The organism is Microbacterium sp. (assembly GCF_052102115.1).
GTDB lineage: Bacteria > Actinomycetota > Actinomycetes > Actinomycetales > Microbacteriaceae > Microbacterium.
This window is the reverse complement of record NZ_JBQDVP010000039.1, coordinates 1-13,808: the sequence shown is the minus strand read 5'-3', so window position 1 is coordinate 13,808 and position 13,808 is coordinate 1. Positions and strand designations below refer to the sequence as shown.

The following is a 13,808-nucleotide window of genomic DNA, read 5'->3' as shown; positions in this document are numbered from 1 at the left end:
GCGCTGATCCCCGAACCGACCAGAAGGATGCCGTGACGTCTTCCGACCCGCTCCGTCCCGCAGACCACGTCGACGGCGACGACAGTGCGATCAACCAGCCGCGCCTCGGAATCGTCGGCTGGCTGCGCTGGGGATGGCGTCAGCTCACCTCGATGCGCACGGCGATCATCCTGCTGCTCGTGCTCGCCATCGCAGCGATCCCCGGCTCGATCTTCCCGCAGCGGATGGCCGACCCCAACGGCGTGACCCAGTGGCAGACCGACAACCCCGATCTGTTCCCCGTGCTCGACGCGATGAACATGTTCGACGTGTACCTGTCGCCATGGTTCTCCGCGATCTACCTGCTGCTGTTCATCTCCCTCGTGGGCTGCGTCATCCCGCGCGTCAAGCATCACCTCAAGGCGCTGCGTGCACGCCCGCCGCGGACGCCGGCGCGGCTGGCGCGGCTGGAGGATCACCGCGAGGCCGCTCGTCCGCTCCCGGAGAAGGCGCAGGATGCCGAGGCCGAGGCATCCCGTACGATCGACGTCGCTCAGAAACAACTGAAGGCCCTCGGGTATCGCGTCGAGCGGTACGACACCGCCTCGAAGTCCGGACGCACGTACTCGGTCTCCGCGGAGCGCGGTTATTGGCGCGAGACCGGCAACCTCGTCTTTCACATCGCGCTCGTCGGGGTGTTGATCGCGGTCGGCGTCGGCGGCAGCTTCGCGTACACCGGACAGCGCGTGGTCGTCGAGGGGCAGACCTTCGTCAACACACTGCTGGACTACGAGTCGATGAACCGCGGGCGCTTCGTCAGCGACGACGCCCTCAGCCCGTACTCCATGACGCTCGACTCGTTCGATGTGACCTACCAGGAGTACGGCTCGGCGGCCTCCGGCCAGGCGGGGGACTTCTCTGCCAACGTCTCGGTGCGTGAGAACGGCGAGACGCGTGAGGATGCCGTGCGCGTCAACCATCCGCTCGACATCGCCGGCGACAAGGTCTACCTGCTCGGCAACGGATACGCACCGACCATCACGGTGCGGAACGCCGACGGCGACGTCGTCTACGGCAACTCCGTGCCGTTCCTGCCGCAGGACAACGCGCTCACCTCGCTCGGGGTCATCAAGGTCACCGACGGGATGCCGGAGCAGCTCGGCATCGCCGCCTTCTTCTACCCGAGTGCTGTCACCCTCGAATCCGGTGCCTTCGCGTCGGCGCACGGCGACCTGCTGGCACCCCTCCTCACTCTCCGCGTGTACGAGGGCGACCTCGGCATCGACGACGGCACGCCGCGATCCGTGTACGTGCTCGACACCGAGGAGCTCACCCCGATCGTCGGCGACGACAGCGGTGTCGAATCGATCGAACTGCAGCCGGGCGAGACGGCCGAGCTGCCGGACGGACGCGGCACGGTCACCTTCGAAGACGAGTCGCCGGCCAGCGCCACGGACTACACCCAGTCGGTCAAGCGGTTCGTCTCGCTGCAGATCCACCACGACGCCTCGGCGATCTGGGTGCTCGTGTTCGCCCTGCTGGCGCTCGGCGGACTCATGCTCGCCCTGTTCATCCCGCGCCGTCGCATGTGGGTGAAGGCCACGGCCGCCGAAGGGACTGCAGGCGAGAGCGAGGTGCGACTGGAGTACGCCGGTCTCGCCCGCGGTGAGGACCCGAGCCTCGGCGCCGCCGTCGACGATCTTGCGTCCGGCCATGCGCGGCTGCTCGATGCCCCTTCACCCGCGCAACGCGATGCCCCTTCACCCGAGACACCCCGAAAGTAGACTGGCACCATGCCCGATCTCGATTCCCTCTCGATCCTGTTGATCTGGACGGCGATCGCGATCTACGCGGCCGCCTTCGTCGCGTACGCGTTCGATCTGGCCCGCCGTTCCGAGGTCAGTGCGGATGCGCGCCTGGTGCGCGAGGGCGTGCTGGTCGGTGCCGGTGCACCGGTCGTATCGGGGGCGTCATCTGACGCGGATGCTGCGGTAACGGCATCCGATCCGTCAGCATCCGATCCATCAGCAGGCATTCCGTCGCGGCCGCGCTATGTGATGGCGCGGATCGGCACGGCGCTGACCGTGCTCGGGTTCCTGTTCCAGCTCGCCGCGACCGTGACGCGCGGCATCGCGGCCGAACGCGTGCCGTGGGCGAACCTCTACGAGTTCGCGATGACCGGCACGCTGCTCGTCGTGCTCGTGTACCTGGCAGTGCTCACTCGCGTCGATCTGCGCTTCCTCGGCACCTTCATCACCGGCCTCGTCGTCGTGCTGATGGGGGCCGCGGCGATCAGCTTCTACGTGGGCGTGGTGCCGCTGATGGATCCGCTCAAGAGCGTGTGGCTCGTGATCCACGTCTTCGTCGCCTCGCTCGGCACCGCGTTCTTCGCGCTCGCCTGCGCGCTGTCGGTGCTGCAACTGATGCAGTCGCGACGCGAGCGCCGGCTGGCCGAGTCCGTGGAGAAGCCGGGGCCGCGGTTCCTCAGCACGCTTCCGGTCGCCGACCGGCTCGAGGGCACCGCGTTCCGCTTCGCGATCATCGGCTTCATCTTCTGGACCTTCACGCTGATCGCTGGCGCTATCTGGGCCCAGGACGCCTGGGGCCGCTACTGGGGCTTCGACGTCAAGGAGACCTGGACCTTCATCATCTGGGTGCTCTACGCCGGGTACATCCACGCACGTGCGACTCGCGGCTGGCGCGGGAACCCGTCCGCGTGGCTGTCGATCGTCGGCTTCACCGCCGTCATCTTCAACTTCACGATCGTCAACGTCTTCTTCAAGGGCCTGCACGCATACAGCGGCCTGAGCTGACGCGCGCGTCTCGCTCGCCGCGCGCCGCTCGCCGCACGGTGAAAGGAGAAAGATGCATGCCTCCCGGTCTGGGAACATGCATCTTTCTCCTTTCACGAGGCGGAGACGAGCGGATGCCCGGGTTAGGCGAGCACCGCCTTCGCCGAAGTGGTTCGGCGCAGGGCGATCGCGATCGTCGTGACGACCAGTGACAGGACTCCCCAGACCACCAACCCGGCCGCGGCACTGCCGTTCGCGGAGATCAGCCCGGTGAATGCGGGCGCGGTGGGGAGCGCTGCTCCGATCGCGGAGAGCCACCCCGGCACGGTCGAGATCAGCCCTGTCGCGACGGCGACGACGCCCACGAGTGCGCTGATCCAGCGTCCGATTCCACCGAACAGGGCGACCAGCGCCTGGTTCACCGCGGCGAACGCGACCCCGGCCAGCACCGCGGTTCCGGCGAACGCCCACCACGTTGCGACGTCGTACGAAGCCACAATCTGCACGATCAGGGAGACGAGCACACCCTGACCTGCGCCGATCGCCGCGGCCGGCCAGAAGGCGCGGAGCGTGAGCCCCGCAGAAGAGCGCCGCGAGGTGAGGGTGCGGGTGGTGTGCGCGCGCATCACGAGGAACGACGCGAGTCCGCCGAACCACAGCACCACCGCGGTGAGCAGCGGGATCGCCGTCGGCCCGAAGATCGTGTTCGACTGCCCGTTGGATGACACCGGGTCGGCGATCACCGATGCGAGCGAGGTGGACTCCTGGTCGCTGAACGAGGGGAGCTGATCGGTCGCCTGGTGCAGACCGTCCGCGAGTTCGGCGTTCCCGGTCGCCAGGTCATCCAGACCGGTTGCGAGCTCGTCGGCGCCGTCGGCGAGGGCCGTGGCACCGTCGCTCAACTGCGTGGCGCCGGTGCTCAACTGAGTTGCGCCGTCGGCGAGCTGCGTGGCTCCGCCGGTGATGCCGGCAGCTCCATCACGCAGTCCTGCGGCGCCCGTGCTCAGGTCGCGCGCACCGGCAGCGGACTGATCCACGCCGGCCGCGAGCTGATCGAGGCCACCGCCGAACGTGTTGGCGGCGTTGCCCGCTTCGCGCAGTTGGGCGGCAACCGTGCCTGGCGCCTGCGCGGCGACCTGCTCGATCCCGCCCGCAGACTGCCCGGCCCCCGCGGCGAGGTTGTCGAGCTCGTCGCAGAACTCCGGAGACGACGACACCAGACGGCACTGCTCCGCCAGCGCGCCCGCGCCCGCGGCGAGATCCTGCGCACCGGAGACGACTTCGCCCGGAACGATGCCGTTCGCTTCGACAGCATCCGCACCGCTGAGGAGCCCTTGGCCGAGCTGGGTCGCACCAGCGCCCGCCTCGCGCGTCTTCCCCGCGATCGTGTCGAGGCCGCCCGCGAGCGACGTCGCTCCGTCGGCGAGTTGGGAGGCTCCGCCGGTGAGCTGTCCGGCGCCGTCCGAGATCTCAGTCGCTCCGGTGGCCAGACCCGCAGCTCCGGTTCCGAGCTCGGTGACGCCATCGGCGAGCTGCGTCGCACCGTCCGGCAGCTCGGCGGCGCCGTCTGCGGCAGACCGTGCGCCGGTCGCGAGCTCATCCGCACCCGTAGCGGCCTCACCGATCTGGTCGCCGATCGTCGTGAAGCCGACGAGGATGTTCTCCGTGGTCGCCTCGCTGAGCGTGGTGCCCATGGTGTCGGCTGCGACGGACGAGATCTGCGAGGTGATCAGGTCGTCCGCGACGAGACCGTCGTCCGGAGTCGTCACCTCGATCGTGGCCTGCTCGGGGTTGCCGTCGCCGTCCGAGATCGTCTGACCGGCCGAGGTCGCCGCGGTCGAGAACTCCGACGGGATCGTCACGACGGCCTGGTAGCTGCCGTCGGCGAGACCCGCCGCGGCATCCTCGTCGTTGGAGATGACCCAGGTGAGATTCGAGTCCATGTCATCTGACCCCTCGACCAGCCCGGCTGCGAGCTGGCGCCCGAGCGGGGTGTACTGGTCGTCGATCGTGACCGGCTCGTCTTCGTTCACGATCGCCGCGGTCATCGTGTCGAGCCGCTCGGTGGGGTTCTGGAGGGCCGCGACGAGGATGCCGCCGATGATCACCGGCAGCAGCAGTACGCCGATGATCGTCAGCAGGGTGATGGGCTTGCGGGAGCGTGCCCGCTCGATGGAGAGGTTCATGCGTTCACCTCGAAGTCGTCAAGAGTGGAATCTTCGGCGGTCGACGCCTGATCGACGTCGATGATGTCGGCGGCTGGCCAGGCGGCCTCCGCCAGGATGGTGCGGGCGAGGCCCTGATCGGATGCTGTCGCGAACACCGCGAGCGGACGGGATGCCGCAGCGCGCTGCAGCATGGCTGTCGCCTGATCCCGTTGTCCGCCGGTGAAGCGATCGATGCCGTCGATCACGACGAGGGCTGACGTGCCGCGCAGCGCCTCGCGCAGGTCGAGGAGCGCAGCATCCGTGTCGTCGACCAGTACGCTGCCGACGTGACGGCGCACCCAGGCGGCGCGCCCCGGCAGCAGGTGCCCGCCGACGCGGAGTTTCCCAGCATCCGGGACCAGGCGTCCGGCGATCGCCAGCGCGACGGCGCGGCGCACCCGGCGCTCGCTCCCGGTGGCGATGAGCGCGTCTCCGGGGGAGAGGCGCAGCGACAGGCTCTCGACGATCGGAGCATCTGCGCTGAGCACGAGCCCGTCGGCGGCGACGATCGAGTCGTCACCGGGCCAGGCTGCGAGGTGCCGCTCGCGTTCGACGGCCTCGCCCTCGATGTCGACGCTGGGCAAGATCCGCTCCAGCCACTTCGGGAGCTGCCAGGCGCGCTCGCCGAGGATCGCCATGAGTGCGGGGATCAGCGTCATCCGCACGAGGAACGCGTCGATGGCGATTCCGGCCGCGAGGCCGAGCGCGATCGGTTTGAGCGACGAATCGCCCTCGGGCACGAACGCGACGAACACGGCGAACATGATGAGCCCCGCGGCCGTGACGACCTTCGCCGACCCGGTGAACCCGCTCCGCACGGCACGCAGAGCTGCGGCCCGGCGGTCGGCACGCGAGGGCGACTTCGAGTCAGGGTCGTGCACGAAGTCCTCACGCATACGCGAGACGAGGAACACCTGGTAGTCCATGGCGAGGCCGAACAGCACGCCCATCAGGATGATCGGCATGAAACTGATGATCGGGCCGACCTTCGCGACGTGCAGCAGATCGGCGAACCAGCCCCACTCGAAGACGGCGCCGACGACGCCGAACGCGGCGACGATCGACAGCAGATATCCCAGGGCCGCAGTGATCGGCACCCAGAGCGAGCGGAACACGATCGTCAGCAGGATCAGCGACAGGCCGATCACGAAGATGCCGAACGGCAACAGTGCATTGCCGAGCTGGTCGGAGATGTCGATCGCGACAGCTGTGAAGCCAGTGACCTTCACGTCGATGCCGAACTCGTCGAGCCATTCGTCGTGGTGCAGACGCAGTTCGCGGACGAGGTCGCTGGTGGCGGGGTCATCCGGCGCAGTTTCGGGGACGACCTGCACGATGCCGGTGTCGGCGGTCTCGTTCGGCGTGGCGAGGGCCACTTCCTTGACGCCGTCGATCTCGGCCACGGCATCCCCGAGGTCTTCCATCAGCACCAGCGGATCAGTGGAGGTGACGATCGTTCCGGTGAGCACGAGGGGGCCGTTGAATCCGGGGCCGAACTCCTCGGCGGTGAGGTCATAGCTCTGCCGGGCCTCGGAATCCTGGGGGAGCACGCCGGCGTTGGGGAGGGCGAGGTTGAGGCTGAGCGCGGGGATGGCCACGACGCCGAGCCCGACGATCACCGAGAGAGAGGTGATGACCGGATGCTTCGTCACCCCGCCGACCCAGCGATCGCTGAAGCCGCGCTTCGGCGTCTTGCCCGTGCGCACCTTCTTCGGGCGCCCGACGATGCGTCCCTTCAGGAAGCCGAGCACCGCCGGCGTCAGTGTCACGGCGATCGCGACGGCGACGGCGACGGCGACGGATGCTGCGATCCCCATGGTCGTCAGGAACGGGATGCCGGCGAAGCTGAGGCCGATCAGGGCGATGAGCACCGTGATACCGGCGAAGACGACGGCCGATCCCGCGGTTCCCACGGCGCGTGCGGCGGACTCCTCGGGGTCGACGCCATCGCGCACTTGATCCTGGTGCCTGGCCATGATGAACAGGGCATAGTCGATGCCGACCGCGAGGCCGAGCATGAGAGCCAGCAGTGGCGTCGTCGATGACACGCTGGCGAATGCCGTGGCGGCGAAGATGCCGGCCATCGAGATGCCGACGCCGAGCACAGCGGTCAGCAGCGGCAGGCCGGCGACCACGAACGACCGGAAGGTTACCACCAGCACGATCAGTGCGATGACGAGTCCGACGGCCTCGGTGAGTGTCACGCCGGGGATCGAGATCGCGAACAGGTCGCCGCCGAGTTTCAGCTCGCTGCCCGCGGGCAGCTCGCCGCGCAGGTCGTCGACCATGGCGGTGAGCGAGTCCTTCGTCTCGTCGGAGATGTCGGTCGCCTCACCGTCGAACTGCAGCTGCACGATGGCGGCGGTGGCGTCCTCATTGACCATGCCCTCGACCATCTCGTCGTACGGGGAGGTCGTCGCGAGCACATCGTCGATGTCGCCGAGCTCGTCCACGGCATCCTCGATCGGCTCGCGATACGCGTCGTCCGTCACCTGCTCGCCATCGGCGGCGACCACGATGAACTGCGCGTTCGTGCCGCTCACCTCCGGGAACGAGCGCGAGAGCTGTTCGAGACCCTCCTGCGACTCGGTGCCGGGGATGCTGAAGGAGTTGTCCGTGCCCTGCTGGAGGACTGCTGCGCCACCGCCGGCCGCGGCGAGGATGATCAGCCAGGCGACGAGCACCCGCCACGGGTGGCGGAACGACCAGCGTCCGAGGGACGACAGGAGTGTGGACACAGATTCCTCCGAGAGGGCCGGATGAGAGATTGGATACAGACATGTATCCGATACATATGTGTATCGTACGGTGAGTTGATGGTGCGAAACTGTGCACTAGATGTGAAGGTGAGAGGTATGTCCATCCCCGTGTCCAGGCGTCGCGAGAACACGCGCGCGCGATTGATGGATGCCGCCGCCCAGGTCTTCGCCGAGGTCGGGCTGGAGGGGGCGAGCGTCGAGGCGATCTGCGACCGCGCCGGCTTCACCCGCGGCGCCTTCTACTCGAACTTCGAATCGAAGGATGAGCTGTTCCTCGACCTGGCTTCAGCGATCGCCGCGCAGCGGCTGGCTTCGGTGCGCGGGCGCATCGACGAGTTCGTGGGCTCGGGTGAACTCGCGGACGATGTCGACCCCGTCGAGCTCGTGCAGAGGATCATGGACTCCGGATTCGACGATCGCCTCGGCATCCTCATGATGAGCGAGATCCGCATCCATGCGCTGCGGGATGAGGCGTTCGGTGCGGCCTATCGCGCGCAGGAGCAGGCGATGGTCGCGAGCATCGAGGGCATCGTCGGAGGGATCGTGGAATCGGGTCTGTTCTCGCTGCGGATCGATGTGCCGGCTGCGGCGCAGATGCTCATGGTGCAGTGGGAGGGTGCGATGAACCGGGGTGTGCTCTCGGGCGCCGAGGGTGAGGATCTGCATCGCTTCGGCACCGAGGCATTATCTGCCCTGGTCCAGCTCCTCATCTCCCCCAGTCCCGACTAACCCACGGGGGTCAGGAGGGGAGTAGGGCGTGGCAGCGGCGCAGCCGGGTGAGCCACCAGTCGCGACGGTCGGCGGATGCTGCCAGGCGGTCGAGCTGCGCGGCATCCGGTGTCACGCGGGTGACGGGGATCGCACCGTCGACCGGGGTCAGCTCGGCGACGTCTTCCGTGAACAGTGCTCCGGTGCCCAGGCCGCAGTCGTAGTCGAGTTGGGGGAGGGCTGCTGCGAGCGCTGCGCCCTGGCTGAGGCCGACGGCGGTGTCGAGCGCACTGGAGACGACCGCGGGCAGGCCGGCGGCGGTGACGATCTGCAGCGCGTGCGTGATGCCGCCGAGGGGCTGCGCCTTGATCACGATGAGGTCGGCGGCGTCGGCGCGGGCGACGGCGAGCGGATCTTCGGCCTTGCGAATACTCTCGTCTGCCGCGATCGGGATGCCCATGTACTTCACGCGCGTGCGCAGGTCGGCGAGCTCGTCGACCGTGGCGCAGGGCTGCTCGGCGTACTCGAGGTCGAACTCGGCCAGGGCGTGCAGGGCGCGTTCGGCCTCGTCGACGTTCCAGGTGCCGTTCGCGTCGATGCGCACCCGCCCCTCCGGTCCCAGCGCTTCGCGTGCGGCGCGGACCCGGGCGACGTCATCGGTGAGCGACTGGCCGGGCTCTGCGACCTTGACCTTGGAGGTGCGGCATCCGGGAAAGCGGGCCAGGACCTCGGGAACCCGCGCGGCCTCGACCGCCGGCACCGTCGCGTTCACGGGGATGCGGTCGCGCAAGGGAGCCGGTTGGGCGTTCCAGGCGAAGTCGATGGATGCTGCGAGCCAGACGGATGCCTCGGCATCCGCATACTCGACGAACGGTGAGAACTCGGCCCAGCCCTGCGGCCCCTCGAACAGCACCGCCTCGCGCACCGTGACCCCGCGGAAGCGCGTCGTCATCGGCAGCGCAACCACGCGCGCGGTGCTGAGCAGGTCTGCAACGTCGACTGTCATCCCCTTATTGTGCCCCGCCGCCTCGCCCAGGTCGCATATTCGGCCGTTCTGGGGCGCGCAGAGCGGCGACAATCGCGACCTGAAGGGGCGGTGGGGTGGGTCTGGCGACCGGCGCGGACGCCTACACGTGCTTCTGAAACTCGGCCATGTGCTCGGAGGGCGCGAAGCCCAGGCGCCGATTGATCGCGAGCATGTGCTCGTTCACGCCGGCGTTGTACGTGTAGATCGATCGGACGACCGGCGCGTGCTGCTGCAGCAGTCGCAGGTTCGCGACCTTCACTGCCATGCCCAGCCGGTTGCCCCGTGCCTCGTGCCGCACGAGCGTTCCCCACTGGTACGCGTTGCCGTCATCGCCCGAGACGACCAACTGCGTGTATGCCGCGACGCGACCGGCGGCATCCTGCGCGACCGTGCCGTAGCTGCGTCGATTCTGCCTGGCGAGCAGTGTCTCGTCGGACCGCAGTGCAGCGATGTCGACCGATGCGGGCTCGATATCGAGGTCTCCGACGGGAGCTTCCGTCTCGAGCGAGGCGTCCAGCTCGGCCCAGTCGTGGACGAGAGTTCGCGGGACGCTGCCGATCCACGAGCGCAGCGCATAGCCTGAATGGCGGGCAGATGCTTCCCGCTCCAGGTCATCGAGCAGTTCGGCGTCGAGCGGCAGGCGCAGGCGGCTCTGCACGTCGCCCAGCGCGAGAGCATAACCGTGACGTCGGGCGAACTCGCGTCCAGGGACGCCGGCGCCGTCGTCGCCCGCCGCATAGGGCCAGGACGCGTTCGAGGTGAGGATGCTGCGACCCGCGCTGCGAGCCGCGTCCTCGAGGGCGCTCAGCACGGCTGTTCCGCTGCCGCGTCGCCGAAAGTCCGGGGCGACATGCACACCGAGGCTGGCGGTGCGCCGGTTGTCTCGTAGCGGCAGGGCGAGTCGCCCGCCGGCGACGACCTCGCCGTCGAAGCGGGCCAGGTAGGCGCGCCGCTCGATCGCCTCGGTGTGCTGCTGCAGCTCATGCCGCGATTCGCCACGCGTCCAGACGGCGGTCTCTGCGCCGCGATCCGCACGTTCGGCGGCGGCGTAGATGTCCCACCACAGGTCGACCGCGGTGTCGTCGAACGGGTCGATCCGGATGAGCTCGAGCATTCTGCAACCGTACTCCGGCGAGAATCTCCATCGATGCGTGATTGACAATAGTGTGTGTCACACAGTAATGTATTGAACATGGACGAATTGCTCGAAACGCACCTGCAGGAACTGCGGCGCGGCACCGTGGTGCTTGCCTGTCTGCAACTGCTGCGCACCCCCGGCTACGGTTACGGCCTGCTCGAGGACCTTCAGCGCCACGGCTTCGCCACCGACGCCAACACGCTGTACCCGCTGCTGCGACGTCTCGAGAAGCAGGGGTACCTCACGAGCGAGTGGAACACCGACGAGGCACGGCCCCGCAAGTTCTACCGCACCTCGCCTGCCGGCATCAGTCTCGCCGACACCCTCACGACCGAATGGGCATCGCTCACCACAGCGATCGCGACCCTCACCGACGACACCCTTGAACAGGAGTACTGATCATGGCTGCAACACTCACCGAGCGCTACATCAGCGCCGTCACGAAATCTCTCGCCCCCGAATCGCAGCATGACGTGCGTGCGGAGCTCGAAGCATCCATCGGCGACGCCGTAGAAGCACGCACCGACCAGGGCGAGGCCCGGGAGGATGCCGAACGCGCCGTCCTCACCGACATCGGCGACCCTGCGGCTCTCGCGGCCGGCTACGCCGATCGCCCGCTGCACCTCATCGGACCGAAGTACTACCTCGCCTGGTGGCGGCTGCTGAAACTGCTGCTGTGGATCGTTCCGGTCACGGCGATGGCAGGGGTCGCGATCGCGTACGCGCTCCAGGACAGCTCTGTCGGCGAGATCATCGGCCAGGTGGTCGTCGTCGGCATCACCTCGATTCTTCACGTGGCGTTCTGGACCACCCTGGTGTTCTTCATCCTCGAGCGCACGGGTGCCGACACGGGAGTGAAGTGGTCGGTCGACTCCCTCCCCGAGCCGCAGGAGACCGGCGCCGGCCGCGGCGACTTCATCGCCTCGCTGGTATTCCTCGGCGTGATGGCCGCTGCCCTGCTGTGGGACCGGTTCATCGGGTTCGTGCTGGTCGCCGATGGCACTGTAGATATCGAAGCCGGGCTCGGATCGCAGACCTCGGCCCTGTCGATGCTGAACCCGGAGCTGTGGCCGTGGTGGATCGGCGGAGCCCTGGTCCTCATGGGCGTCGAGGCCGCTCTCGCGATCGCGATCTACGCCGGTCGCGGGTGGCGCCCCGCACTCGCCGTGCTCAACACCGGGCTCGCGATCGTGTTCGCAGTCGGCGCGCTCTACCTGCTGTTCAGCGGACAGCTGCTGAACCCGGCGTTCCTGGAGTTCACGCTCGGCCGTGCCGATACGCCCTCCGACGTCGGCGGCGTCCTCGCCGTCATCCTCGCCATTGTCATCGTCGGTGTCGCCGTCTGGGACATCATCGACGGCTGGCGCAAGACGCGGCGCGCGCAGCGCGTCTGACGCGCGGAACCCAGCCTCAGGTCGCAGATTCTGCCGCTCTGACACGTACAAGAGCGGCAGAATCTGCGACTCGACGACGGAACGAGCATCCTGTGGATGCCAGCGCGCGGCATAGGCTGGAACCATGGTCTCCGAGCTCTTCGATCCCGCAGCATGGGTGCTCGCACCCGGCGCCGATGCCTACACCGACATCACCGCGCACGTCACTCCTGACGGGGGCGTCGCCCGCATCGCGTTCAACCGGCCCGAGGTGCGCAACGCGTTCCGTCCGCACACGGTCGATGAGCTGTACCGGGCACTGGACATCGCCAGGCAGGATCCGAAGATCGGCGCGGTGCTGCTCACCGGCAATGGCCCGAGTGCGAAGGACGGCGGCTGGGCGTTCTGCTCGGGCGGCGACCAGCGCATCCGCGGGCGCGACGGGTACAAGTACTCCGACGCGGCCGACTCGGTCGCCGACCCGGCCCGCGCCGGCCGCCTGCACATCCTCGAGGTGCAGCGGCTGATCCGGTTCATGCCGAAGGTCGTCATCGCCGTGGTGCCCGGCTGGGCGGCAGGCGGCGGGCACTCGCTGCACGTCGTGTGCGATTTGACCGTCGCCAGTGCCGAGCACGGCAGGTTCAAGCAGACGGATGCCGATGTCGGCAGCTTCGACGCCGGCTACGGCTCCGCATACATGGCCCGCCAGACCGGGCAGAAGATCGCCCGCGAGGTCTTCTTCCTCGCCGAGGAGTATTCCGCGCAGCGCGCGTACGAGATGGGTACCGTCAATCGGGTCGTGCCGCATGCTGAGCTCGAGCGCGAGGCGCTGAAAATGGCGCGGACGGTGCTGACCAAGTCGCCCACCGCTATCCGGATGCTGAAATTCGCCTTCAACGCCGTCGATGACGGGCTCGTCGGGCAGCAGGTGTTCGCTGGCGAGGCCACGCGCCTGGCCTACGGCACGGACGAGGCCGTCGAGGGGCGCGACTCGTTCCTCGAGAAGCGCGACGCGGACTGGTCGTCGTTCCCATGGCACTTCTGATCACGACCGCGGCCGATGACGCCGTGCAACTGCAGCGCGACCTCGAGCGTGCTCTCAGCGGCGGCCCGGCGCTCGGGCTCGGGATGCTGGGCGACCGCCCCGACCAATCCGACGAGGTCGACGACGGCACGGCTGTCGTGATCGGAACGTCCGGGTCGACGGGCATCCCGAAGCGCGTCGTGCTCAGCGCCGAGGCGCTGCGGGCCGGTGCCGAGGCCACCGCGGCTCGCATCGGCTCCGGTCGCTGGCTGCTCGCGCTGCCGGCCGGCTACGTCGCGGGCCTCCAGGTGCTGGTGCGCTCGATCCTGTCCGGGACGAGCCCCGTCGTCCTCCGGGACGGCTTCTCCCCGCGCGCCTTCGCCGAGGCGACGCTCGGGATGCCGGCGTCGACGCCGCGGTTCACCTCGCTCGTGCCCGCCCAGATCGCCACCCTGATGGATGCTGCCGACGACACCCCGGGCCTCGCCGCTCTCCAGGCGTACGATGCGATCCTCGTCGGCGGGCAGGCCCTCCCGCAGTCCGTGCGCGACCGTGCAGCCGGGCTCGGGGTGAACCTCGTGCGCACCTACGGGTCGACGGAGACGAGCGGGGGCTGCGTGTATGACGGCGTCCCCCTTGAGACGGTCGCTGTGCGCACCGAAGACGGCGAGCTGCAGCTCGCCGGTCCCATGCTCGCCGACGGCTACCTCGCGGATTCCGCGCTCACGGACAGCACGTTCCTGCGTGACGAGCACGGCATCCGCTGGTATCGCACCGGTGACCTCGGCATCGTCGAAGACG

11 protein-coding genes are annotated in these 13,808 nt (G+C 68.5%); 7 read left to right on the top strand and 4 right to left on the bottom strand.

Going from position 1 to position 13,808, the window contains the following annotated elements; all coding sequences use genetic code 11:
• Window positions 1–32 precede the first annotated feature (32 nt).
• Together resB and ccsB are read left to right on the top strand one after the other, a co-directional pair.
• Window positions 33–1,763 (top strand): cytochrome c biogenesis protein ResB, encoded by a 1,731-nt coding sequence (gene resB / locus ACTICP_RS11895; RefSeq protein WP_441892607.1) that lies wholly within the window; start codon window positions 33–35, stop codon window positions 1,761–1,763.
• A 9-nt stretch (window positions 1,764–1,772) separates the two neighbouring features.
• Window positions 1,773–2,792 carry a c-type cytochrome biogenesis protein CcsB gene (gene ccsB, locus ACTICP_RS11890; protein WP_441892605.1) on the top strand — a complete coding sequence of 340 codons (1,020 nt, stop codon included), beginning with the start codon at window positions 1,773–1,775 and terminating at the stop codon, window positions 2,790–2,792.
• Between the two features lie 122 nt (window positions 2,793–2,914).
• On the opposite strand, the gene ACTICP_RS11885 is transcribed toward ccsB, so the two are convergent.
• Together ACTICP_RS11885 and ACTICP_RS11880 are read right to left on the bottom strand one after the other, a co-directional pair.
• Complete coding sequence (locus tag ACTICP_RS11885) at window positions 2,915–4,957, bottom strand: YhgE/Pip family protein (protein WP_441892603.1); 2,043 nt, start codon at window positions 4,955–4,957, stop codon at window positions 2,915–2,917.
• Complete coding sequence (locus ACTICP_RS11880) at window positions 4,954–7,716, bottom strand: efflux RND transporter permease subunit (protein ID WP_441892601.1); 2,763 nt, start codon at window positions 7,714–7,716, stop codon at window positions 4,954–4,956. Before ACTICP_RS11880 ends, ACTICP_RS11885 begins: the two co-directional genes overlap by 4 nt.
• A gap of 117 nt (window positions 7,717–7,833) precedes the next feature.
• Here ACTICP_RS11880 and ACTICP_RS11875 point away from each other — a divergent pair, with 117 nt between their 5' ends.
• The gene (locus ACTICP_RS11875; protein WP_441892599.1) at window positions 7,834–8,466 is read left to right on the top strand and encodes a TetR/AcrR family transcriptional regulator; all 633 of its coding nucleotides are present in this window, start codon (window positions 7,834–7,836) and stop codon (window positions 8,464–8,466) included.
• Window positions 8,467–8,476: 10 nt separating this feature from the next.
• On the opposite strand, the gene ACTICP_RS11870 is transcribed toward ACTICP_RS11875, so the two are convergent.
• A complete protein-coding gene (locus ACTICP_RS11870) occupies window positions 8,477–9,451 on the bottom strand; it encodes an o-succinylbenzoate synthase (protein ID WP_441892597.1) in 975 nt (324 codons plus the stop codon).
• Between the two features lie 121 nt (window positions 9,452–9,572).
• Window positions 9,573–10,586, bottom strand: coding sequence for a GNAT family N-acetyltransferase (locus tag ACTICP_RS11865; RefSeq protein WP_441892595.1), 1,014 nt, complete (start codon window positions 10,584–10,586; stop codon window positions 9,573–9,575).
• A 78-nt stretch (window positions 10,587–10,664) separates the two neighbouring features.
• On the opposite strand from ACTICP_RS11865, the gene ACTICP_RS11860 reads away from it, so the two are divergent.
• The 4 genes from ACTICP_RS11860 to ACTICP_RS11845 form a co-directional block, all read left to right on the top strand.
• Entirely contained in the window at window positions 10,665–11,009 is a 345-nt protein-coding gene (locus ACTICP_RS11860) for a PadR family transcriptional regulator (RefSeq protein WP_441892593.1), read from the top strand.
• 2 nt (window positions 11,010–11,011) lie between these two features.
• Window positions 11,012–12,004 carry a permease prefix domain 1-containing protein gene (locus ACTICP_RS11855; RefSeq protein ID WP_441892591.1) on the top strand — a complete coding sequence of 331 codons (993 nt, stop codon included), beginning with the start codon at window positions 11,012–11,014 and terminating at the stop codon, window positions 12,002–12,004.
• Window positions 12,005–12,128: 124 nt separating this feature from the next.
• Window positions 12,129–13,028, top strand: a complete 900-nt coding sequence (locus ACTICP_RS11850) for a 1,4-dihydroxy-2-naphthoyl-CoA synthase (protein WP_441892589.1) — start codon at window positions 12,129–12,131, stop codon at window positions 13,026–13,028.
• The coding region (locus ACTICP_RS11845) for an AMP-binding protein (protein WP_441892587.1) at window positions 13,016–13,808 on the top strand (793 nt) is incomplete at its 3' end. The genes ACTICP_RS11850 and ACTICP_RS11845, both read left to right, overlap by 13 nt.